The 21,163-nt window shown below is 64.1% G+C and carries 23 protein-coding genes and 1 tRNA gene; 13 read left to right on the top strand and 11 right to left on the bottom strand.

Translation table 11 applies throughout. The features are described from left to right. The 7 genes from AC3WLM_RS19445 to AC3WLM_RS19415 all read right to left on the bottom strand — a co-directional run bounded on the left by AC3WLM_RS19445 (window position 1) and on the right by AC3WLM_RS19415 (window position 3,498). A complete protein-coding gene (locus AC3WLM_RS19445) occupies window positions 1-996 on the bottom strand; it encodes a methyl-accepting chemotaxis protein (RefSeq protein ID WP_492478503.1) in 996 nt (331 codons plus the stop codon). A gap of 187 nt (window positions 997-1,183) precedes the next feature. After that, window positions 1,184-1,600: an enolase C-terminal domain-like protein gene (locus AC3WLM_RS19440; RefSeq protein ID WP_492478523.1), complete on the bottom strand. Its 417-nt coding sequence runs from the start codon at window positions 1,598-1,600 to the stop codon at window positions 1,184-1,186. A gap of 49 nt (window positions 1,601-1,649) precedes the next feature. Then, on the bottom strand, window positions 1,650-2,102 hold the full coding sequence (locus AC3WLM_RS19435) for an enolase C-terminal domain-like protein (RefSeq protein WP_492478502.1): 453 nt from the start codon (window positions 2,100-2,102) through the stop codon (window positions 1,650-1,652). A 4-nt stretch (window positions 2,103-2,106) separates the two neighbouring features. Further along, window positions 2,107-2,388, bottom strand: coding sequence for an MBL fold metallo-hydrolase (locus tag AC3WLM_RS19430; protein ID WP_156451881.1), 282 nt, complete (start codon window positions 2,386-2,388; stop codon window positions 2,107-2,109). Next, on the bottom strand, window positions 2,328-2,762 hold the full coding sequence (locus AC3WLM_RS19425; protein WP_492478501.1) for an MBL fold metallo-hydrolase: 435 nt from the start codon (window positions 2,760-2,762) through the stop codon (window positions 2,328-2,330). The genes AC3WLM_RS19430 and AC3WLM_RS19425 overlap by 61 nt, the downstream gene beginning before the upstream one ends. A gap of 3 nt (window positions 2,763-2,765) precedes the next feature. Next, entirely contained in the window at window positions 2,766-3,083 is a 318-nt protein-coding gene (locus AC3WLM_RS19420) for a hypothetical protein (RefSeq protein ID WP_492478500.1), read from the bottom strand. 341 nt (window positions 3,084-3,424) lie between these two features. Continuing rightward, window positions 3,425-3,498 (bottom strand) — tRNA-Gly (locus AC3WLM_RS19415). Between the two features lie 167 nt (window positions 3,499-3,665). On the opposite strand from AC3WLM_RS19415, the gene AC3WLM_RS19410 reads away from it, so the two are divergent. Continuing rightward, window positions 3,666-3,956, top strand: coding sequence for a DUF2218 domain-containing protein (locus tag AC3WLM_RS19410; RefSeq protein WP_039335738.1), 291 nt, complete (start codon window positions 3,666-3,668; stop codon window positions 3,954-3,956). A 71-nt stretch (window positions 3,957-4,027) separates the two neighbouring features. Here AC3WLM_RS19410 and AC3WLM_RS19405 read toward each other — a convergent pair whose 3' ends face one another. Beyond that, on the bottom strand, window positions 4,028-4,936 hold the full coding sequence (locus AC3WLM_RS19405) for an SDR family NAD(P)-dependent oxidoreductase (protein ID WP_039335737.1): 909 nt from the start codon (window positions 4,934-4,936) through the stop codon (window positions 4,028-4,030). A 176-nt stretch (window positions 4,937-5,112) separates the two neighbouring features. Between AC3WLM_RS19405 and AC3WLM_RS19400 the strand changes: the two genes are divergently transcribed. The 6 genes from AC3WLM_RS19400 (at window position 5,113) to AC3WLM_RS19375 (ending at window position 9,280) form a co-directional block, all read left to right on the top strand. Then, window positions 5,113-5,883, top strand: coding sequence for an SDR family NAD(P)-dependent oxidoreductase (locus AC3WLM_RS19400; protein ID WP_492478499.1), 771 nt, complete (start codon window positions 5,113-5,115; stop codon window positions 5,881-5,883). Beyond that, window positions 5,876-6,415: a nuclear transport factor 2 family protein gene (locus AC3WLM_RS19395; protein WP_492478498.1), complete on the top strand. Its 540-nt coding sequence runs from the start codon at window positions 5,876-5,878 to the stop codon at window positions 6,413-6,415. The genes AC3WLM_RS19400 and AC3WLM_RS19395 overlap by 8 nt, the downstream gene beginning before the upstream one ends. Before the next feature lie 105 nt (window positions 6,416-6,520). Then, window positions 6,521-7,999, top strand: a complete 1,479-nt coding sequence (locus AC3WLM_RS19390; RefSeq protein WP_193828611.1) for a flavin-containing monooxygenase — start codon at window positions 6,521-6,523, stop codon at window positions 7,997-7,999. Between the two features lie 4 nt (window positions 8,000-8,003). Continuing rightward, a complete protein-coding gene (gene folE, locus AC3WLM_RS19385) occupies window positions 8,004-8,582 on the top strand; it encodes a GTP cyclohydrolase I FolE (protein ID WP_062344390.1) in 579 nt (192 codons plus the stop codon). Between the two features lie 63 nt (window positions 8,583-8,645). Continuing rightward, complete coding sequence (locus AC3WLM_RS19380; RefSeq protein ID WP_039335732.1) at window positions 8,646-8,936, top strand: type II toxin-antitoxin system Phd/YefM family antitoxin; 291 nt, start codon at window positions 8,646-8,648, stop codon at window positions 8,934-8,936. Beyond that, window positions 8,933-9,280, top strand: a complete 348-nt coding sequence (locus AC3WLM_RS19375) for a type II toxin-antitoxin system RelE/ParE family toxin (protein ID WP_039335730.1) — start codon at window positions 8,933-8,935, stop codon at window positions 9,278-9,280. The genes AC3WLM_RS19380 and AC3WLM_RS19375 overlap by 4 nt, the downstream gene beginning before the upstream one ends. 7 nt (window positions 9,281-9,287) lie before the next feature. Here AC3WLM_RS19375 and AC3WLM_RS19370 read toward each other — a convergent pair whose 3' ends face one another. Together AC3WLM_RS19370 and AC3WLM_RS19365 are read right to left on the bottom strand one after the other, a co-directional pair. Next, entirely contained in the window at window positions 9,288-10,583 is a 1,296-nt protein-coding gene (locus AC3WLM_RS19370) for an MFS transporter (RefSeq protein WP_062344386.1), read from the bottom strand. A gap of 5 nt (window positions 10,584-10,588) precedes the next feature. Further along, a complete protein-coding gene (locus AC3WLM_RS19365) occupies window positions 10,589-11,347 on the bottom strand; it encodes an SDR family NAD(P)-dependent oxidoreductase (RefSeq protein WP_039335728.1) in 759 nt (252 codons plus the stop codon). A gap of 324 nt (window positions 11,348-11,671) precedes the next feature. On the opposite strand from AC3WLM_RS19365, the gene AC3WLM_RS19360 reads away from it, so the two are divergent. The 6 genes from AC3WLM_RS19360 to AC3WLM_RS19335 all read left to right on the top strand — a co-directional run bounded on the left by AC3WLM_RS19360 (window position 11,672) and on the right by AC3WLM_RS19335 (window position 20,444). Next, complete coding sequence (locus AC3WLM_RS19360) at window positions 11,672-14,227, top strand: TonB-dependent receptor (protein WP_062344383.1); 2,556 nt, start codon at window positions 11,672-11,674, stop codon at window positions 14,225-14,227. 187 nt (window positions 14,228-14,414) lie between these two features. Continuing rightward, complete coding sequence (locus tag AC3WLM_RS19355) at window positions 14,415-14,918, top strand: nuclear transport factor 2 family protein (RefSeq protein ID WP_492478497.1); 504 nt, start codon at window positions 14,415-14,417, stop codon at window positions 14,916-14,918. Between the two features lie 23 nt (window positions 14,919-14,941). Further along, a complete protein-coding gene (locus AC3WLM_RS19350) occupies window positions 14,942-15,700 on the top strand; it encodes an SDR family NAD(P)-dependent oxidoreductase (protein WP_492478496.1) in 759 nt (252 codons plus the stop codon). Window positions 15,701-15,777: 77 nt separating this feature from the next. Further along, window positions 15,778-17,433, top strand: a complete 1,656-nt coding sequence (locus tag AC3WLM_RS19345; protein ID WP_492478495.1) for a choline dehydrogenase — start codon at window positions 15,778-15,780, stop codon at window positions 17,431-17,433. A 54-nt stretch (window positions 17,434-17,487) separates the two neighbouring features. Further along, window positions 17,488-19,620 (top strand): PA5441 family protein, encoded by a 2,133-nt coding sequence (locus tag AC3WLM_RS19340; protein WP_492478494.1) that lies wholly within the window; start codon window positions 17,488-17,490, stop codon window positions 19,618-19,620. Next, window positions 19,590-20,444: a DUF3142 domain-containing protein gene (locus tag AC3WLM_RS19335; protein ID WP_492478493.1), complete on the top strand. Its 855-nt coding sequence runs from the start codon at window positions 19,590-19,592 to the stop codon at window positions 20,442-20,444. Before AC3WLM_RS19340 ends, AC3WLM_RS19335 begins: the two co-directional genes overlap by 31 nt. Here AC3WLM_RS19335 and AC3WLM_RS19330 read toward each other — a convergent pair. Beyond that, on the bottom strand, window positions 20,441-21,061 hold the full coding sequence (locus AC3WLM_RS19330) for a DUF3885 domain-containing protein (RefSeq protein WP_193828603.1): 621 nt from the start codon (window positions 21,059-21,061) through the stop codon (window positions 20,441-20,443). The genes AC3WLM_RS19335 and AC3WLM_RS19330 overlap by 4 nt on opposite strands. Window positions 21,062-21,163: the final 102 nt, after the last annotated feature.

Below are 21,163 nucleotides of genomic sequence, written 5' to 3'. Positions count from 1 at the left end.
TCAGGCAGCGATGCTGGTTGTGGCGGAAAGTCTTGAAATCTGCCCAACGACATTTTCGGTCAGCTGTGCCTGGTTGGCAGCAAGCCGCGTAATCGCCTCTATTGCGGCATTGGTCTGCTGAACGCTGGACACGATTTCCGAAAATGCGTTGCGCGCCATGCGGGAGCGGTTGGTGCCTTCGCCGACTTGCGCATTGGACTGATCTATAAGTCGTGAAATGTCGCGCGCGGCGGCAGAGCTGCGTTCGGCAAGTTTGCGCACCTCGCCGGCAACGACAGAGAAGCCCACGCCATGCTCGCCCGCTCGGGCAGCCTCGATCTCGGCATTGAAGGCGAGCAGGTTGGTTTGCCCGGCGATCTCGCTGATGATGCGAACGATTTCGGAGATGGAAGTGGCGGATTTCTGAATCAGTTCGATGGATTCGATGGCAGAGCCGAGCGTTGTTTCGCCCTGTTCCGCGTTAACCCGTGTTTGCAGTGACAGCGAGAGCGCCTGATCCGTCGATCCGGTGATTTCCGTGATCGATTTGCAAAGCTGGGTTGATAGCAGGTTCATCTCGTGCGCGCGTTCGGTGATCGCCGTCTCCATCTGCACCTGTTCGGTGATGTCGAAGGCATACTTCACGATACGCACGGGATTGCCCGTCAGGTCGAAGATCGGATTGTATGTGGCCTGTATCCAGATATCGCGATCATACTTGCCCACGCGATGGAAGCGGCCAGAATGGAACTGGCCGGCGTTGAGCTTCATCCAGAAATCGCGGTAATCGGAACTGCGGATATAGTCTGGCGAGCAGAACATCGAGTGGTGTTGGCCGACAATTTCGCGCAACGAATATCCAATGGTGCGCAGAAAATTGTCGTTTGCGGTTATCACCTTGCCATCGAGATCGAACTCGATCGTCGCAAGGCTGCGGCCAATGGCATCTACCTTGGCGGAGAATTCGTTGCTGCGCAGCTTCTCCTCGGTAACGTCGGAGGCGTCGCAACTTGACACAGTAATCCTGGAATCAACCCGGTTTTCATTTGAAGGCGATCGATATCAGGACAACTGCTTACTTTGGGGGAATGATCCGTTACTCGCGCCTTGACTGCGCACCTCCCCGGCAAGTCGCTTCTGAAAGAGCGGCGCGCGATCAGTGCGCGATGCACACGTTTGTCTTCGAGATATCCATCCAGCCAGTTCACCCCGAAATCCCGACCCTGGCCAGATTCCTTGAATCCCCCGAACGGCATGTTCGCATCGATAAACACATGGCGTACCTGCGCATCTGCGCCGTGTCGTCGCGCGATCGGATCGTCGTGTCGAGGAAGGCCTGGTGCGCGCGGCGCAGGCGCTCCTGGTCCAGCGCGACGCCGAGACCGGGCGCATCGCCTACGATGATGCAGCCCTCTTGAAAGGCGATCTTGCCTCCCACCAGAACTTCGTCATCGTCCTCCACCCACGGGTAATGCGTATCGCAGGCATAGGTAAGGTTCGGCGTTGTTGCCGCGAGATGCGCCATTGCCATCAGGCTGATGCCCAGGTGCGAGTTCGAATGCATGGAAAGGCCAAGCCCGAACGTTGCGCAGATCGTGGCGAGATGCTGGCTTGCCCTCAGGCCACCCAGTAGTGGTGGTCAGAGAGCACGATCTGCACGGCATTTTTCGCTACGCTTTGCCGCACGTGATCGAAGCAGGTGACGACCATGTTCGTCGCCAAAGGCAGGCCGGTCTGCCGATGCAACTCGGCCATGCATCGAGCCCGTCGACGGGATCCTCGTAGTACTCGATAAGAAGTCCCAGCCTTGCCGCAACCGAGATGGCCGTTTCCATGGACCACGCCCCGTTCGGGTCGATGCGCAAGGGATATCCCGGGAAGGCTTCTGCCAATGCCTCGATGCTGGCGACTTCGAGCGCCATCAGCGATGCCGCATCGCCGTACCCTTCTCCCAAGCCGGTCTGGCCGTTCGATGCCGTGATCTCGATGATCGATCGCAAGGCGTAGGGTTCATGCACGCCGGCCGCGTTGCGCAGCGGGGGATCGCGAAAGGCGATCGGCGTGACCTTGATGTCGACGATGCGCACCCGTCGTCCGGGATCGCCCATTGCGCCTTGTGCCATCAGCTCATTCTCCGCTTTCACCCATCCGTGCGAGCTGCACGCGCGAGCATTTCTCCATCACGCGAGCGAATCTTTCGGCACGATCGGTGCCGTAGACGAACGGATTGGGATCGGTTGCGAGACCGTTGCGGAGCAGCTGAATCTTTTCGATGGCGCTGATGTGCGCCGGATGATTGCTTATCAGCGCATCCACCCCGGCCGTCTTGCCAAGGCCAGACCAACGGATCAGCGAGGCAATCTGAGTTTTGATGGTTTCGCTGCTGCTGCCGCCGCCGGTGCCGCCCATGAGGCCGACAGCGTGCCGGGCGTATGTCCGGGAGTGACATAGAGCTTCACCGTGGTCTGGCCGAGCGTGATCTTGTCTCCGTCCCTGGCTGCGATATCGCGCCGCGGCGGAAGCAGGTCGGCAAAAGGACCGCCGCCGCGATCCGGTCTTTCGATCATGTCCCAATCCGCCTGCGACAGCACAACCTTTGCGCCGTAAGTGTCCTGGAAGAACTTTGCGCCGCCCCAGTGGTCCCCATGGCCGTGCGTCACGATCAGATAGCGGATACGCTTCGGGTCGAGGCCAAGCCGGACCATGTTGGGCAAAATGATCTCGCGGGCTTCCGCCTCGCTGTTGAGGGCATCGATCAGAGTTATGCCATCGCTCGTGTCCAAGGCTCAGGCCGAAACCGCATTCTGGCCGATGGAATAGAGCTGATCGAAGACCCGGGCCTCGGGCACCAGTCCGTCGTGCTGGATGGCGGAAACTGTCTTTCGGTCGAGCGGGCTGGTCATGCAGCGCCAGTAGAACTCCGGCAGCAAGTCGGGTTCTGCCAGCTTTCGTGCGGCTGAAAGATGACGCGCAACCGCAGCGCTGTCCTGCGCCGGAAATGCGGCTTGCGAGGGGTCGCTGGCAGGGCCGGTCGCCTGCAGCGGGGCTGCAAGCAGGGCGCAGATCAGGCTGGCACCGATCGCGGGAACGCGAAGCTTCGTCATAGTCTGCACCTCTCCGGCCTGTTCTCATGCAACGTCGGACCAAGTGGGGACGTCAATGCGCGGCCATCAAGGGATTGAAGTGACGACGCGTTATGTCCAGTCCGGAAAGGGCATTGATCCATGCTATCGGAGCATTCGTGCACCTTGATAAGCTTTGCTGACATGTTCAGCTTGGCCAGTGATGTAGAACGAAAGGGTAGCATGCGGCGCGGCACTGAACCGCCCCATCGAAAAGCTGCTTCGTGCAGCAGATATTCGCGGTTTCAAGCGGCTCGGTGACGCCAAAAATGTCCGCTTTATTGCGGATTACAGCGATCTGGGTGTGCTGGTGAACGGGAAGTTGGAGCGGGTAGCGGGAATCGAACCCGCATAGCCAGCTTGGAAGGCTGGAGCTTTACCACTAAGCTATACCCGCTCGGGCCAGCAGGCCTCATTGGCCTCGTGGTGCAGGCAGCGCGCTTGCCACGGACTTGGCGATCTAGTCAACCTTGGATGAAGCATGAATTCGCGTCGGCAGTTGACATGATGTGATTACGATATATCTTAGATGCATTGAAAACAGTCTTTAGAAGCGAGTGATCCATGACCTCCAGCCGCGCCACAGTCCCGACCGCAAACGCCAGCCGCTACTTGCAGCAGCTCTGCAAGCATTGGGGCCACAAGTTCGAGGTGTCCTTCGATCCCCATGAGGGTAGGGTTGCCCTTCCGTTCGGACCAGTCGATCTCAAGGCCCACGACTCAGCCCTTGAAGTCACGTGCACCATCGACGGCGAAGGCGATCTTTCGCGAATGCAGCAGGTTGTCGCCGATCATCTCAATCGTTTTGCGCACCGCGAAGGCGAACTGGCATTCGACTGGCAGCCGCTGAACTGAAAGCTTCACGGCGCGAACACCCCCGTCTTCCTTTTCACGAAAGCGGGGGCATCGACGTTGGTGCTGTCAGATCACTCCTGCTTCTCCATGAACACCCGCGCGCGATCGGCTGCCCAGTTCTGCAGGGCTTCGGTGCGCAGGCGGGCGCCTTCCGGGTCGGCTTCGAGGGGGAGGACCGATTCGACGATCCGATCGAAGTGGGCGCGCAGGCCGTCCCTGGCTTCGGGGTAGGGGATCACGTAGAGCTGGTTTGCTTCAATCGCGCGCTTGACGTGCTCGGCGAGTTCGACCGGGTCCATGCCGTGCTGGTGGATCGAGTGGAGCGAGGCGATGGAGTCCTCGTTTTCGACGTAGCCGCTCTGGCCGAACTGCGCGGGGCGCAGGCGGCTGGCTTCGGCGATGTTGGACTTGATGTTGGCCGGGCAAAGAACTGAAACGCCGATGCCGTGCTTTTCAAGGCCGAGGCGGTAGCTTTCCATCAGGTTCACCACCGCAGCCTTGGCCGCCGAATAGGGTGCGGCCAGCGCGCTGCCCATCAGGCCGCCGAGGGACGAGGTGGTGACGATGTGGCCGGGCTTGCCGCTTTTGATCATGCGGGGCACGAACGTGACCATGCCGTTGATTACGCCCCCAAGATTGACGCCGATGATCCAGTCGAAATCGTCGTAGCTGGTGTTCTCTACCGGGCCGAAGCTGTTGACCCCGGCGGTGTTGAAGAGCAGCGTGGGCGCGGCGCCGAACACGGCTTCGACTTCGTCAGCGGCACGGGCGTAGGCAGCGCGGTCCATGATGTCGAGCACGAGGCCGTGGGCGGTGATGCCCTCTGCGCGCAATGCGGCGAGCGCCTGATCGATGGCCTCGGCCCGGATATCCGCGATCACGACCTTTGCGCCGGCACGGCCGAAGACCTGCGCCTGCCCCAGCCCTGCGCCAGAAGCGCCGCCGGTGATGAACGCGATCTGATCGTTGAAGTCTTGCACCTTTGCGGCTCCTCTGCCCGATATTGTTAGTGTTACTTACAAAAGTCGCGTGACCAGGGCAAGCGCTGGCGATAATCCGGCCATGTTGCGCATGATTGACCTCACATCCGATAAGGTGCACCAAATGCGTAACATAAGCTGACAAGTTCAGCGCGAAGCGAAAAACGGGAGATAGTATGGGCGAGATTTTTCCGGCCGGTGCAACGATCGTATTCGGCGGCAGTGGCGGCATCGGCCGGGGCGTGGCGCTGGAGTTCGCGCGCGAGGGCAGCGACGTGGCGGTGGTCTATCGCTCGAAGGAGGATGTGGCCCGCGCGGTGGCCGACGAGATCGCTGCGCTGGGGCGCAAGGCCACGATTCACCGCGCCGACGTGCGCGACCGCGGGCAGGTGCAGGCGGCGCTGGCGGGCGCGGTCGAACAGCATGGCCGGGTGCATAGCGTGGTGTGGGGGGCAGGGCCGGTGGTGCCGCAAGTGGCGATTGCCGACTGGACAGAGGAAATGTTCCGCACGTCGATGGAGATCGAGGCGTTCGGCTTCAACAATGCCGTCCACGCCGCGCTGCCGCACATGCGCGCAAGCGGCGGGGGAAGCTTCGTCCATCTCGGCTCTGCCGGGCACGATTGGTGGCCGAAGCTCGATGGCCTGTCGGTAGCGCCCAAGGCCTGCAACGAGGCGCTGATCAAGGGCATCGCCAAGGAGGAGGGCCAAAACGAGATCCGCGCCAATTCGATTCTCGTGGGCGTGATCGATGCCGGGCAGTTCAAGATCGGGCAGGAGGCGGGCACATTCACGCCGGAATGGGAAGCTGCGGTCAAGGCGATGCTGCCGCTGAAGCGCTGGGGCACGCCGCAGGACATCGGGCAGGCTGCGGTCTACTTCGCATCCTCGCGCGGGAATTACGTCACCGGGCAGACCATTTCGGTCGGCGGGGGCTTCGGTGTCTGAGCTGGCACCGCACCCGATCAGCCTTGACGAACTGATGGCGCGCGAGGCGCTGCGCCATCTTGTCACCGCCTATGGCCACTGCATCGACCGGCGCGACTGGGATCTGCTGCGCACCCTCTACCATGACGACGCGGTGGACGATCACACGCCCTATTACTGCGGGCCGGTGGATGGCTACATCGCGTGGCTGCCGGGCATGATGGCGAGCTGGCGGGCGACGATGCACACGGCGCTCTCGGCGCTGTTCGTGGTGGACGGCACGCGCGCCCAGGGCGAGATCACGGCGCGGGCGTGGCACCTGACGCTGGATGGCGAGCGGCAGTTCGTAGCCTGGGGGCGCTATGCCGATCATTACGAGCAGCGCGACGGGGTGTGGCGCTTTGCCCGGCGCTCGTTCATCCTCGACCATGCCGAGGACCTGCCCGCCGCGCAGGGCGACGATTTCGGCAGTGGCGGCGTCGGCACCGGGCGGGCCGGGGCGGACGATCCGGTCCATGCGCGGCTTTCGCTGTTTGCGCGGACGGATGCGTAATCAGCAGTGGGTTTCGATACGCATAATACGTTCGGGTGATGACGCCGGCGCGGGGGTGAGTGATCTGGCCGGTACTGAACAGGCACTCACGAGAATGGGAAGAGAATGACGGAGACGGGTGGGAAGGCGCGGTTGCGCTATGCGGTGATTGGTGCGGGAATGTCGGGCGTGATGGCGGCGATCAAGCTGCTGCAGCGCGGCGATGCGGACTTCGCAGTGTTCGAGAAAGGCGCGGAGCTGGGCGGGACCTGGCGCGATAACCGCTACCCGGGCCTGACCTGCGACACACCGTCGCACGCCTACAGCTACAGCTTTGCCCTGAACCCCGACTGGAGCGCCTACTACGCCACCGGACCGGAGATCCACGCCTACTTCAAGGGCGTGGCCGAACGCTTCGGGGTGGTGCCCTACATCCGCTTCAACAGCGAAGTCACCTCGTGCACTTTCGACGATGCGACGAGGACATGGACCCTCGGCATCGTCGATGGCTCGACCTACGAGGCAGACGTGGTGATCGTTGCCACGGGCGTGCTGCACCATCCGAAGATGCCGGACCTGCCGGGGCTCGATACGTTCAAGGGCAAGGCGTTCCATTCGGCGCGCTGGGATGACAGCGCCGTGCTCGACGGCGCGCGCGTCGGCGTGATCGGTTGCGGGTCGACCGGGATCCAGATCGTCAACGCGCTGAGCAGCCGTGCGGCGAAGCTGGTGCACTTCCAGCGTTCGCCGCAGTGGATCATGCCGGTGGTCCAGTTCGAATATACCGCCGAACAGCGCGCCGCCTTCGCCGCCGATCCTTCGCTGATCGAGGCGATCCGCAATGACCCGCAATACTGGGAGGCGGTCTATCGCTTCACCGAGGGCGTGACCGACTTCACCAGCCCGCAGATGCACGAGATCGAGGAGCTGTGCCGCCAGAACCTGGAGCAGAGCGTGCGCGATCCGGAATTGCGCGAAAAGCTGCGGCCCGATTATCACGCGGCGTGCAAGCGCCTGATCTATTCGTGGGAGTACTACGAGTGCGTGCAGCGCCCCGGTGTTTCCGTCGAAGTGGGTGCGATCGAGCGGATCGTGCCGGAGGGCGTGCTGATGAAGGACGGCACCTTGCACGAACTTGACGTGCTGGTGCTGGCAACCGGCTTCCGCGCCGACAGCTTCATCCGCCCGGCGGTGGTGACCGGGCGCGGCGGGCGCTCGCTCGACGAATTCTGGGCGACCCGGCCGACTGCGCACTATGCGATCGCGATGCCCGATTTCCCGAACTTCTTCATGCTCAACGGCCCCGGCGCGCCGGTCGGCAACTTCCCGCTGATCGACATCGCCGAGCGGCAGTGGGAATACATCGAGCAACTGCTCGAACCGGTGCGGCGGGGCGAAGCGCGTACGGTGGAACCGCTGGAACCGGCCTATCAGGCGTACGAGGCGCGGCGCATCGCGGCAGCGAAAAAGACGATCTTCGGATCGGGCTGCACTAGCTGGTATCTCGACAAGACCGGCATTCCCGCGACCTGGCCGTGGGGCTATCACGACTTCGCCAATGCCATGGCCAAGCCGGTGGCCGAAGAGTTCGCGTTCGCGGCCTGACCCAATGGAGACGACCAAGCCGGAGGTGCCTGCCGAGGTCGAGCAGGCGATTGCCACGCTGATCCGCTGGGCGGGGGACGACCCCGCCCGAGAAGGCCTGCTCGATACGCCCCGGCGCGTGGCGCGGGCGTGGCGGGAGTATTGCCAGGGCTATGCCGAGGACCCGGCCGCGCACCTTTCGCGCCAGTTCGAGGAAGTGGGCGGGTACAACGAGCTGGTGCTGCTCAAGGACATCCCGTTCCAGAGCCACTGCGAGCACCACATGGCTCCGATCATCGGCAAGGCCGCCATTGCCTATCTGCCGCGCGACAAGGTGGTGGGCATCTCGAAGCTCGCCCGCGTGCTCCATGCCTATGCGCGGCGGCTGCAGATCCAGGAGCGGCTGACCGCACAAGTGGCGCAGTGCATCTGGGACAACCTGCGTCCGCACGGCGTGGCTGTCGTAATCGAGGCGCAGCACGGCTGCATGACCGGGCGCGGCGTGCGCACGCCGGGCGTGGGCATGGTGACGAGCCGGATGATGGGCACGTTCCTCGAGGACAACCGCAGCCGCAAGGAAGTGCTGAGCCTGATGGGCTATTGAGGGCGGCTTGCTGGTCATCCATATTCGGACTACATTCGGACCGAATATGGATGGAGCCGCGTCATGGGTCTTGAAAGCCGCATCAAGCCGATCAGCTACCTGAAAGCCAACGCCGCCGAAGTGCTGCGCGAACTGAATGAAGGCGCCGAGCCGCTGGTCATAACCCAGAATGGCGAGGCCAAGGCCGTGCTGCAGGATGCGGCAAGCTATTACCAGATGCAGGAGACAATGGCGCTGCTCAAGCTGCTGGCGCTGGCGAAGGAGAATATCGCGGCGGGGAAGGTCAAGACCGTCGAGGGACTGGCCGACCGTATCCGCGCCCGTGCCGCTGAAGAAACCCGCTTTGTCGAATGACGGGGACCTATCGCGTCGAAATTGAAGACGAGGCGGAAAACGATCTGTTCGAAATCTATCGGCGCCGCCTTGCGCAGCGCGGACCCGATGGGCCAGACGGCGCCGAGGCGCTGCTGGATTCGATGATGCAACTCATCGACAGCCTTGCCCACTATCCTGAGCGCGGTCCGGTGCCGGTGGAATTACTGGAACTGCGCGGAAGTCCGTGGCGGCAGGTTTCACATTCGCCATATCGCATCATCTACGAGTTGGGGGACGGAGTGGTGACGATCGCGCTGGTCGCAGATGCGCGACGAGACTTCTCGACCCTGTTCCAACGCCGCCTGCTCGCCTTGAAGCGCTGAGCCACCGCTAACCCGCCAGCGCGGCCTTGTCGCGTTCGAACGAGCGCATTGCGCGCAGGGCGGCCCAGACGCCGATGTAACCGGTGGGGATGGCGACCGACAGGCCAATGCGCAGGCCATGAGGACCGGCTCCCGCGATCCAGTCCGAAAGTTGTCCGGCCAGAACCGGGCCGAGTACGTTGGCGAACATGCTGGAGATCAGCAGGACCAGTGCGGTGCCGGTGGCGCGGTGGCTGTTGGGCAGGATGTACTGCAGGCCGGCAAGCACGCCGACCGACCAACCGCCGCCGAGCAGGCCCGAAGGCACCGCGAGCAGCCGGGCCACGGTCAGGCTGTCGCTCCAGGTGACGAGCAGGATGGTGGTCGTTGCGCCGCCGAGCGCCAGCGCGGTGAGGCGGAGCTGAACGGTGGCATCGCCCTTGCCGAGCTTGTCGGAGAGAAAGCCGAAGCCGAGCACGCCCAACAGGCCGGGCAGCCCGAACGACAGAGCGAAGGTTGCGCCCGCGGCTTGCGTCGAGAGACCATAGGCGCGCTCGAACAGGGCGGGGCCCCACATGCCGAAGGTCACGCCCGAAAGCGAACCCAGCGCCATCACCGTGGCCAGCAGCATGACCGACGGCGTCCCGACCAGCAGGCGCATCGTCTGCTTGAGCGGGAGCACGGGCGTGGCGACGTCAATGACCTCACGCGCGGGTTCGCGCACGATCAGCCATGTCGCCAAGGCGATGACGATGCCGATCATGCCCAGTGCGTGGAAGGCGGTCTGCCAGGTCGAGGCGGCGGCGATGGCGGGGCCGCCGGCAAGGCCTGCCATCTGGCCGACATAGATCGCGGTCCCGAGCAGGGCGAAGGCGCGGCCCCGTTCGTTGGCGGGGAAATAGGCGGCGATCAGGGCGGCGGCAGGGGCCTGGTAAGCGGCCTCGCCTATGCCGACGCCGACGCGGGCCAGCGCCAGCATTTCGGCGCTGGTGGCGAGCCCTGACAGCAGGGTGAAGAAGCTCCAGAAGCCGCAGCCCAAGGCAATGATCATCACGCGCGAGCGGCGATCGGCGGCGCGCGCGATCGGCAGGGTGAACAGGCTGTAGAGCAGTGCGAAGGCCGGGCCCATCAGCGCGCCCATCACCGTATCGCTGATGCCGAAGTGCGCCTTGATCGGCTGGGCGAGGCCGGGGATCAGAAAGCGGTCGGCATAGTTGAGCACCGCGACCATGACCAGCAGCGTCAGCGCCAGCCAGCGGTTGGTCAGCGGCTTGCCACTTGTGGACAGGGTGGCGGCGGCGCCTGCCGGAATGGTCGCGGCCACGCGGCTCAATCCCGCATCTGCGCGCCGCCGTTGACGTGCCAGACCTGCCCATTGACCCAGGCGCCATCATCGGAGGCCAGGAACGTCACGGCGGCGGCGATGTCTTCGGGCTGGCCGAGGCGGACGTGCGGCACGGCGGCGAGGCCACGCTCGACATACTCGTCGGTGAGGTGCTGCCTGACCGCTTCGGTGAGGACGAGGCCGGGGCAGATCACGTTGGCGCGCACGCCCTTCTTGCCGAACTTGGCGGCAACGTGGCGGGCCAGCGCATGGATGGCGTTCTTGGTCATCGGATAGGCAACCTGCCACGGTGCGCCGCCCGATGCCGCGCCGGAGGAGGTGTAGATCATTGCGCCGCCGCCGCGTTCGAGCATCTTCGGCAGCGCCGCCTGCGTGGCGAGGAAGTGGCTCTTGGTGTTGATCGCGAAGCTGAGGTCGAGCACGTCCTCGGGGCAATCGAGGATGTCGTTGTCGCCCCCGGTGCCGCCCGCAAGGTTGGAATGGTAGAAGTCGAGGCCGCCATAGGTCTCTACCGCGCAGGCCACGATCGCGGCTTGTGAATCGGCCTTGGTGCCGTCAAGTTCGATGCCGGTGGCGGTGCCGCCGGTTGAGCGGATGCTTTCCGCCACTTCGCGGGCCCAGTCGCCCATGAGGTCACCGATGACGACGTGGGCGCCTTCTTCGGCGAGGCGCCGTGCGGTTGCAGCGCCAATGCCGCGCCCACCGCCGGCAACGATGCCGACTTTGCCCTTGAGGCCCTTCATTCCAGAATCTCCCGTATTGCCGATTTGCGGATCATAATGCCGCCAGAATTATGCAAACATGCATATCACCGGAATTATTATCGCGCAACGTGCGATATTTTTTGCTCTCATCTCCGCATAAAGCCAGTCTTGTGATTCGCGGCGTGCGCCGATGCGAGTGCTCTGGAGCGCATCGGCATGCTGCGTTTTTGCGGGAATCGACGGGTCCATATCCCGGACAAGTGGCGCATTTCTGCGATTCATGACATGTTTGCGTATTTCGACTTGTCAATTTCTACGCACTTGCTATCTTCCGCGCCAACAACGGTTTGGAGGGGAGTAACAATGAAGGCCACCACTTGCGCAACGCTCGCCGTGCGGCTGATGCTTGGCGCCAGCCTGGCGTCGATGATGCTGGGATCTGCCGCCCATGCTGCGGATGAACCCGTGCAGGCCAGCGATGACCAGGGCCAGCTGGAGCAGATCGTCGTGACCGCGCAGAAGGTCGAGCAGAACCTGCAGGACGTGCCGCTGGCAATCAGCGCGATCAGCGCCGACAAGGTCGAGAAGCTGGGCATCCGCGATGCCAAGGACCTGTCCGGCCTCGCCCCCAACGTGACCATCGTGCAGGGCACGACCAACGCCAATGCCGCCGTCATCTCGATCCGCGGTATTCCCACGCCGGCGACCGAGACCTTTGGCCTCGACACCGCGAACGGCCTTTACGTCGACGGCGTGTTCATCGCCCGCTCGGGCGGCAGCGCGCTTGACGTGATCGACGTTGCCCGCGTCGAAGTGCTGCGCGGGCCGCAGGGCACGCTGTTCGGCCGCAACACCACCGGTGGCGGCATTGCCTTCATCTCGCGTGCGCCGTCGAAGGAATTCAAGCTTTCGGCCGAAGCCGGCTATGGCAACTACAACGCGTTCAACGCCAAGATCACGCTCGATCCGGGCGAGATCGCGGGCATCTCGACCAGCTTCACCTACAGCCACCGCCAGCGCAACGGCGTGGTCGACAACCTCAACGAGCCAAGCGATGCGCGTGATCCCGGTGCGCGCAAGGGCGATTCCTTCCGCATCGCCGCCAAGGCCGACATCGGCGGCACGGGCTCGATCCAGTACATCTTCGACTGGAGCAAGATCGACGCATCGCCGATCAACTTCCAGCTGACCAATGTCGCCAGCGGCGCGGTGCGTCCGCCCGAAGTGGTCGGCGGCGTGCCGGTGGTGGTGACGCAGCAGGCGCCCGTCGCGCCGTTCCTGAACACGGTCAACTTCCTCGATCCGCGCTGCGCCGCTCTTGCCGCGCCGACGCGCGACTGGCGCCGCACGGTGTGCAACGACATCAACAGCCGTTCGACCGACAAGGCCTGGGGCCACAACGTGCAGGTCCAGAACGACTTCGGCGCGTTCCACCTGAAGTCCACCACCGGCTACCGCTTCTGGAACAACGACAGCGTGACCGACCTTGATGGCATCGGCGCGTTCACTGCGCCGCGCTTCACGCAGGCGTCGCTGTTCAACGGCATGCCGGCAAGTCTGCTGCAGTTCATCCCGTCGATCCCGGCAGCATTCCGTCCGTTCATCGCCGCATCGCCGGTACCGACCGTGCAGCAGAACCTGTTCGACACCAACAACAAGCGCCGCCACAAGCAGTTCAGCCAAGAGGTTGAAATCGGCAACGAGAGCGACAGCCTCGACTGGGTGCTCGGCGGCTTCTATTTCTGGGAAAAGGGTTCGGAGTACAACCCGCAGAACAGCGGCTTCGTGCTCGATACCAATTCAATCTTCCTCGGCAACTTCGGCCCGCTCGGCCCCTCGTTTGTCGCGGCCAATCCGGCGCGCTACCGTCTGGTGCAGACGCTTTCGGTGCTCGATTACACCGCGACGGCGGAAAGCACTGCGGTCTATGGGCAGGCGACGTTCTACCCCGGCGGCAAGGACAGCGGCCTGCGTCTGACGGCCGGCGGCCGCTATACCTGGGATACCAAGTCGATGGTGCGCCGCCAGAACGGCGCCGCCCCGCTTGCCACGCCCGAGCAGGGCCGCGCCAGCTACAGCAAGTTCACCTGGAACCTCATGCTGGGCTATGACGTGTCCGACCAGGTCAACCTCTATGCCCGCATCGCCACCGGCTATCGTTCGGGCGGGTTCAATGCGCAGGACCCTGCGGTGGCCGGCGTGCTGCCTTCGTTCAAGCCGGAGAACGTCACGTCCTACGAAGTGGGCCTGAAGTCGGAACTGTTCGACCGCAAGGTTCGCTTCAACCTTGCCGGATACTACAACGAGTACAAGGATCTGGCGATCGCCGTGCCGATCACCAACCTTGCTCCGGGCACTTTCGCCACCAAGGTAACGAACGCCGGCAAGGTCACTTACACCGGCGTCGAGGCCGAATTGACGGCGGTGCTGACCGACAACTTCACCTTCGAGGCGAACGCCGGTTACGTCGACATCAAGTACAAGGAGTTCCTCGCCGGGCTTCCGGTCGCCGCCAACCAGCCACTGGTCAACATCGCGGCCTATGCCACGCCGGGCTACACCTCGCCGTTCACCGCAAATGTCGCGATGAATGCGCAGTTCCCGCTGGGCGACAACGGCATGCGCCTGACCGGCCGGGTCAGCTATGCCTACGAAGACGGCAAGTACAGCTTCTCGAACGTGCTGTCCTCGCCGTTCAACGAAGTGCTGAAGGGCGACAATCGCAATATCGTCGACGCGCAGGTGGCGATCGATCGCATCCCCCTTGCCGGGAGCGAGGCGGCGGTGCGCTTCTGGGTCAAGAACCTGACCGACGAGCACAACCTCGTCCGCGCAATCGACTTCGGCCAGCTGGGCTATGGCGGCGGCTACTACGCCGATCCGCGCACCTATGGCGTGACGGTGGGCGTGAAGTTCTGATCTTTGGGGAGGATGGGCGCCGGTACTCCGGGAACCGTCTTCGGGTGGCCCCGCTTCTGCAAGTGCAGGGGCGGGGCTTTTCCGTTATTACGCGTTCATATAACGAAAACGCATCTTCACAATGGAATGCGTATCCCTATAGCTAGTGACAAAGCGAATCATGCAAGGTTCGTGTGGGAGAGCCGTGATGACGATCAGCCTTGAAGACCTCGCCGCGCGGCTGACCGCGCTTGAGGACAAGGAAGCGATCCGCGCGCTGAAGGCGCGCTACCTGCGCGCCTGCGACCTCAAGCAGGTCGAAGATGTGCGCGATTGCTTCGCCCCCGGCAAGATCCGCATCGCCTACCAGAATTTTCCCGAGTTCGATGACCGCGATGCCTTTGTCGCGATCTATCAGCAGATGGCCTGCAACGGCGGCGTCTATGACATCCACCACGCCACCAACTGGCAGATCGATCTTGAAAGCGGCACGCGGGCGACGGGCAAGTGGTCGCTCAATTTCCGCACGATTCTGACCGGGCCACGCCAGGTCGTCCGCCTCGCGGTGGAATACGACGACGTTTACGAGAAGCGCGACGGCCGCTGGTGGATCGTCGAGACTGTCAGCCGCGTGACCTCGATGCTGACCGAACAGGTGGCTGAGGACGGCAGCGTGACGGTAATCGCGCTGGCTGAGCCGCCGGCAGCCTGAACCTTCGAAAGGGAGATCCAGACATGGCAATCAATTACGGCCTTGATGGCAAGGTGGCACTGGTCACGGGCGCAGGCGGCGGCATTGGCCGTGCGGCGGCAGAGGCATTCGCGCGTTCCGGCGCGAGCGTCATGGTCAGCGACGTGAACGAGGCAGGCGGTGCTGAAACGGTAGCTTTGATCGAGGCTGCAGGCGGCAAGGCCGCGTTCGTGCGCTGCGACGTGAGCAACGCGGACGAGGTCAAGGCGATGGTCGCGGCCACGGTCGCAACGTTCGGCGGGCTCGACTGTGCATTCAACAATGCCGGGATCAACCGCATCACCGACGACCAGTACGACGACGCGATCTGGGAGCGCGACATCGCGATCAACCTTTCCGGCGTGATGCGCTGCATGCGTGAGGAGGCGGCGGTGATGCTCGAGCGCGGCGGCGGCGCGATCGTCAATACCGCCTCGATCAACGGGCTGGTCGGCAATGGCGGACAGCCTGCCTATACCGCCGCCAAGCACGGCGTGGTCGGCCTTGCTCGCCATGGCGCGCTGCGCTGGGCCAAGGCCGGCATCCGCGTCAATGCGGTCTGCCCTGGCGTGATCGAAACGCCGATGACCGCGCCGCTGGTGCAGAACGCGGAAATGAAGGCGCTCATCGACGGGATGACGCCGATGGGCCGGATGGGACAGGCCAGCGAAATCGCCGAGGCGGTGGTGTGGCTGTGCTCGCCTGCGGCAAGCTTCGTCACCGGACATGCCATGGTCGTCGATGGGGGCGCTACGGCGTTCTGACGCCTTGCATTTAATCGCGCGCTTAATTACCCCTGTGTCAGTAACCGCGAGCAACGCGGAATCGGGACAGGTGGATGATGGCCGAAAGCGCTTTCGACTTTATCGTGATCGGTGCTGGCAGCGCGGGCTCGGTGCTCGCCGCGCGCCTTTCCGAAGATCCGCAGACGCGTGTGCTGCTGCTTGAGGCGGGCGGGCCCAACACGTCGGTGCTGGTGCGGATGCCGGCGGGCGTGGGCACGCTGATCAAGCAGAAGAGCAAGCACAACTGGGGTTTCTGGTCGGAACCGGAACCGCACATGGACAATCGCCGGATGTGGCATCCGCGTGGGCGCGGCCTCGGCGGCTCGTCGGCGATCAACGGCATGGTCTATGTCCGTGGCCACGCGCGCGATTATGACCAGTGGCGGCAGATGGGGCTGGAGGGCTGGTCCTGGGCCGATGTGCTGCCCTATTTCCGCAAGGCCGAGGACAATTGCGACGGGGCCGATGCCTTCCACGGTGCGGGCGGGCCGCTGAAGGTCAACTGGGGCGAGAATTCGCACCACCCGCTCTATCGCGGGATCATCGAGGCCGGGCGGCAGGCCGGGCACAAGGTCACGCCCGATTTCAACGGGGCGGATCAGGAGGGCTTCGGCCGCTACCAGCTGACCATCCACGACGGACAGCGCTGGAGTGCGGCGCGCGGCTACCTCGCGCCGATTGCGGGCAAGCGCGGCAACCTGAACGTGGTGACCGGCGCGCGGGTCCACCGCGTCGTGGTGGAGAACGGGCGCGCCGTGGGCGTGGAGTATTCGCTGGGGCAGGGAAAACCGGTCAGCCGCGCCAGCGCCAAGCGCGAGGTTCTGCTTTGCGCAGGCGCGTTCCAGTCCCCGCAGATCCTCCAGCTCTCCGGCATCGGCGATCCCGAGGCGCTGAAGGCCAAGGGCGTTGTGCCGGTCCATGTGCTGAAGGGCGTGGGCGCGAACCTGCAGGATCATCTTGATGTCACGCTTAACTGGGCCTGCACCCAGCCGATCTCGCTCTATAACGAAATCAAGGGGTTGCGGCAGCTCAAGGTCGGGCTGCAATACCTGCTGACCGGCAAGGGCACCGGGCGGCAGAATGGGCTGGAGGCCGGAGCCTTCCTCAAGTCGCGCCCCGATCTCGATCGGCCCGACCTGCAGATCCACTTCGTCATCGCGATCATGCAGGAACATGCCAAGGTCCAGGCCAAGCGCGATGGCTTCACCATCCACGTCTGCCAGTTGCGCCCGGAAAGCCGGGGGCTGGTCTCGCTCAGCAGCGCCGATCCTTATGCCGACCCTGCGATCCTGGCGAACTTCCTCGCCGCCGAGGAAGACCGCCGCGTGGTGCGCGAGGGCATCCGCATCGCCCGCGAGGTGGCGGCGCAGGAGGCATTGGCACCCTATCGCGGTGAGGAGATCTGGCCCGGGGCGCATGTGCAGTCCGACGCCGACATCGACGCCTGGGTGCGCGCCAGGGGCGAGACGATCTACCACCCGGTCGGCACTGCGAAGATGGGCACGCGCGATGACCCGATGGCGGTGGTGGACAAGGACTGCAAGGTCATCGGCCTCGAAGGCCTGCGGGTGATCGATGCCTCGGTCATGCCGACGCTGATCGGTGGCAACACCAATGCGCCGACGATCATGATCGCCGAGAAGATCGCCGACGTGATCCGGGGGCGGCCGCCGCTCGCTCCGGCCGATACGCGGGTGGCGGAACTGGTGTGATAATATGATGAAGGCCATTGCGCGAGGAGGACCGGCTGGGCCACCTTGCCGCGCATGATCAAGCGTCTGTTCGCCAAGCATCCCGTCCTCACTACCGCAGGCGCCGTGGCGCTTGGCAGCCTTGGCGTGGGCACTGCGCTGTGGGCCTGTGCCGATACCTCGTGCTATCCCGGCTGGCAGCTGGGTGCGCTGGACTATGACTGCGCAGGCCGCGCGCTGATCAGCCCCGGCAACGATACGCGCATCAACATGGTCATGCTGATGCAGAGCGTGCAGCCGGGGGTGGCACTGCCTGCCGAGGCGAAGATTGATCCCAACGATCCGCAGTTCGGCAAGGTGTTCGTGTCGTGGGAAGGCTTGCGCGCTTCGCTGTGGCCTGAGCCGGAGGCGCCCGAGCCGGATTATGACGAGAAGAGGTGCTCTGAGGCTGAGGCGGGTAGTGCCGATTTCCTTGCGGCGCTGGCGGCAGACAAGGGCGTGTCGGCGGGAGAGCGGGCCACGCTGACAGCGCTGCGGGCGACGGCAGGGTGCCATGACGGCGAGTGGAACGACGCGGCAATTTCCAGCCAGCAGGGCCGCGCCTTCCTCTCCTACCTGAAAGCCGCCGATGCCTTCCACAAGGCGGACTATGCGGCAGCAGAAGCGGGGTTTGCCACGCTGGCCAAGGTCGGCAATCCGTGGATTGCCGAGACTGCGCGCTACATGCCGATCCGCACGGGACTTCGCCGCGCGGCGGCGACGTCGCTGGACGAGTGGGGCGATTTTGCCGGACCGGAAAAGGTCGATCGCGCGGCGCTGACATCGGCGGCACGTGCGATCGATGCCTATCTCGCCGCCTATCCCAAGGGCCGCTATGTGGTCTCTGCGCAAGGCCTGAAGCGGCGCGTGGCGTGGCTGGGCGGCGATACCGAGGCGCTGGTCGGCACCTATGAGTCGCTGCTCAAGACGACCCCCGCATCTAGTGTCGAGGCGGCCTATCTCGTCGAGGAAATCGACCGCAAGCTGCTTGATCGCGAGGATGCGGCGGCCGTCGTGGCAAAGCAGGGCAAGGCGCCGCTGCTGCTGGCGCTGGCCGATATGAAGATGATGCGGCCGGTCTACGATGGGCCGGCGGTGGGGCTGTCTGCCGCAGAGCTTGCGGCGCATAAAGCGCAGCTCTTGGCCTATCCCGATCTCTACGGCCTGCTCGAAGCCACCCGGATCACTTATGCTGGCGAGAATGCGAAGCCGATCCTCTCGATCCTGCCGGATGCGGCGCGGGCGAAGGGGATGACGCCGCTGGCCTTCAGCCGCCAGATGGTGCGCGGGCAGGCGCTCTCGGCCTTGCGCGATCCCAACGAGGCGGGATTCTGGCGCGAGCTGATCGGCGCGGCGAGCCCGTTCCACCAGCGCCCCTTGGCCGAACTCGGCCTTGCCCTGCGCTGGCAGCGCGACGGGCGCGTGGATCAGGTCTTCGCACCGGGATCGCCGGTGCAGGAGCAATCGATCCGCGAGGTGCTGTTGCAGACCGTTGCCAGCCCGGCGATCCTGCGCGCCAGCGCGGCCGACGCCTCGCGTTCGGACCATGAGCGCGACGTTGCCCGCTTCGCCCTGCTGCACAAGGACCTGACGCGCGGCGCGTTCGCCGATTTCACGCGCGATGTGGCGCTGGTGCCTGCCGATGCCAACACCGATGGCGGGCTGTGGGGCTTTGCCAGCCAGCAGAGCGTGCCGGTGGGCCTGTTTACCAAGGGCCAGTGGTCGGACGGCTTTGCCTGTCCGGCGATTGCGCAGACCGCCGCCACGCTCGCCCGCAATCCGGCTGACCAACGCGCGCGCCTGTGCCTTGGCGATTTCTGGCGCCTGAACGGCTTTGATGGCTTCGCCCTGCACGCGCCGGGCGATGGCGCGAATGTTCTCGGAAGCGCGCCAGACCTTTTCCCCGGCAAGGCCAGCTATCGCGATGCGATCTATGCCGCGATCATCGCCGACAAGGCGGCCCCGGCAGACCTGCGCGCCTATGCGCTCTACCGCGCGGTGCGCTGCTATGCGCCTTCGGGCTACAATGGCTGCGCGGGGCCTGCGCGGACCACGGCGGAACTCGAGGCGGCGCAGGTGCCGCTGGCGGTCCGCAAGGGCTGGTACGACGAGCTGAAGAAGCGCTACCCGCAAAGCCAGTGGGCCAGGGCGCTGCGCTTCTACTGGTGAACTGGCGCGCGATTGCCTTTGCCGCTGCGCTGCTCCTCGCCGGATGCGAGCGCCAGCCAGACGCGCCGCGCGTGCGGGCCGAAACGGCTGAGGCAGTGTTCGTCTGGCCCGGTGTCCACCCTGCGCCGGAAGTCAAGGCGCGCACCGTCTACCTGCTCGATGGCGAAGTGCGGCGCGATGGCGCAGCGCGGCTGCATCGGCTGCGCATGGGCACCCCGCGCCTGCCCGGCCGGACGCTATGGCTGGTGGTGCGAGCGGACCGGCTCGACTGGACCGACGCCACCCGAGCCGCGATCCTCGCCGACCTTGCGCAGTGGCGTGCGGCGGGTAACGAGGTGGCGGGCCTGCAGGTCGATTTCGATGCCGCCACCAAGGGCCTGTCAGGCTACGCCGCGTTCCTCAAAGACCTGCACGCCCGCCTGCCCAGGGACGTCCGTCTCTCGATCACCGGCCTGATGGACTGGAGCGCCAATGGCGATCCCCGCGCGCTTGCCCAACTTGCCGGCACGGTCGACGAAGTGGTGATCCAGACCTACCAGGCCCGCTCCACGATCTCCGGCTACGAAGCCTACTTCGCGAAACTGGCAAATTTCCCAATTCCCTTCCGGGTGGCGCTGGTCGAAGGCGGCGAATGGCAAGCCCCACTGGGACTTGAGACCCACCCGATGTTCCGGGGCTACGCGGTGTTCCTGCTGGGGCGCGCGAGCGGCTTTGGGGGGAGGTCCGGTTTCGGACGCGGCGTAGTTCGGGCTGAATGGCTTGAATGGGGTGTATTCCGGATGGTCGGCTTTCAGTCGCGAGGCGCCACGAACGGAAGTAGTTAGAACAGCTTTGCCATGCGCTCAAGATCGTAGTCGAGGAGCCAGTCAGCAAAACCTGCGTAAAGCCCTTTAAGCTTGGCGGCATCAAATGCACTCACGTCCATTCCTCGATCATCGTAGATGTGCATCATCACGGATGCGTTTGGGTCGATCAGGAAAGTAACGACAGGAGCTCTCGGGTAGATAGGCATTTCTGACGCGACGGCATGCCAAAGAAGGGTGTCGCGGGCCATCTTGTCTAGACCCATATCGTAGCTGCGGATGTCCCAGACATCTGCCTCTTCTCCAGGATCGGTGTAAAGTACTGCCTGCCATTCGCTTATCAGAGGCGCATGAAATCCGGTGTAATGAAGAGCCATGAACCCGTCGGCTACTTCATCCGCAAGACCAGCTTGATTTGGCAGGCGGCCGTTCCACGCCACGATGCCTATGCAGCTTTCACGAAACATCGCGTCAGCGACGGTTGATGCCCGTCGGTGCGCCTGAAGAAAACGTGGAACTGACTCGGTTGTGTTATCAAACTCCTCGCCACCAAGTTCGAAACGCAGTCGAACGTCCTCGAAGCCAAAGCGGGCTGTCCAAAGACTCGACCACAAATTCTCAATGGATGGCCTGCTCATAGCGCTCGATAGCCGCTTCGAGCGCGACCAAGCAATGACGAAAAAGCTTGGCCGAACGGCAGCAATGGCGTCGTGTCGTGACTAAGCGCTTTTGGGCCCAAT

It is taken from the genome of Novosphingobium sp. FW305-C-30-35, from assembly GCF_058783135.1.
This window is presented reverse-complemented; position numbering and strand designations above follow the sequence as displayed.

Excerpts from the sequence above, each read along its gene's own strand:
- AC3WLM_RS19435 (WP_492478502.1), bottom strand. The coding sequence starts at position 2,102 with ATGGCACAAGGCGCAATGGGCGATCCCGGACGACGGGTGCGCATCGTC.
- AC3WLM_RS19430 (WP_156451881.1), bottom strand. The coding sequence starts at position 2,388 with ATGGGCGGCACCGGCGGCGGCAGCAGCAGCGAAACCATCAAAACTCAG.
- AC3WLM_RS19420 (WP_492478500.1), bottom strand. The coding sequence starts at position 3,083 with ATGACGAAGCTTCGCGTTCCCGCGATCGGTGCCAGCCTGATCTGCGCC.
- AC3WLM_RS19410 (WP_039335738.1), top strand. The coding sequence starts at position 3,666 with ATGACCTCCAGCCGCGCCACAGTCCCGACCGCAAACGCCAGCCGCTAC.
- AC3WLM_RS19400 (WP_492478499.1), top strand. The coding sequence starts at position 5,113 with ATGGGCGAGATTTTTCCGGCCGGTGCAACGATCGTATTCGGCGGCAGT.
- AC3WLM_RS19390 (WP_193828611.1), top strand. The coding sequence starts at position 6,521 with ATGACGGAGACGGGTGGGAAGGCGCGGTTGCGCTATGCGGTGATTGGT.
- folE (WP_062344390.1), top strand. The coding sequence starts at position 8,004 with ATGGAGACGACCAAGCCGGAGGTGCCTGCCGAGGTCGAGCAGGCGATT.
- AC3WLM_RS19380 (WP_039335732.1), top strand. The coding sequence starts at position 8,646 with ATGGGTCTTGAAAGCCGCATCAAGCCGATCAGCTACCTGAAAGCCAAC.
- AC3WLM_RS19375 (WP_039335730.1), top strand. The coding sequence starts at position 8,933 with ATGACGGGGACCTATCGCGTCGAAATTGAAGACGAGGCGGAAAACGAT.
- AC3WLM_RS19365 (WP_039335728.1), bottom strand. The coding sequence starts at position 11,347 with ATGAAGGGCCTCAAGGGCAAAGTCGGCATCGTTGCCGGCGGTGGGCGC.
- AC3WLM_RS19360 (WP_062344383.1), top strand. The coding sequence starts at position 11,672 with ATGAAGGCCACCACTTGCGCAACGCTCGCCGTGCGGCTGATGCTTGGC.
- AC3WLM_RS19355 (WP_492478497.1), top strand. The coding sequence starts at position 14,415 with ATGACGATCAGCCTTGAAGACCTCGCCGCGCGGCTGACCGCGCTTGAG.
- AC3WLM_RS19350 (WP_492478496.1), top strand. The coding sequence starts at position 14,942 with ATGGCAATCAATTACGGCCTTGATGGCAAGGTGGCACTGGTCACGGGC.
- AC3WLM_RS19345 (WP_492478495.1), top strand. The coding sequence starts at position 15,778 with ATGGCCGAAAGCGCTTTCGACTTTATCGTGATCGGTGCTGGCAGCGCG.
- AC3WLM_RS19340 (WP_492478494.1), top strand. The coding sequence starts at position 17,488 with ATGATCAAGCGTCTGTTCGCCAAGCATCCCGTCCTCACTACCGCAGGC.
- AC3WLM_RS19330 (WP_193828603.1), bottom strand. The coding sequence starts at position 21,061 with ATGAGCAGGCCATCCATTGAGAATTTGTGGTCGAGTCTTTGGACAGCC.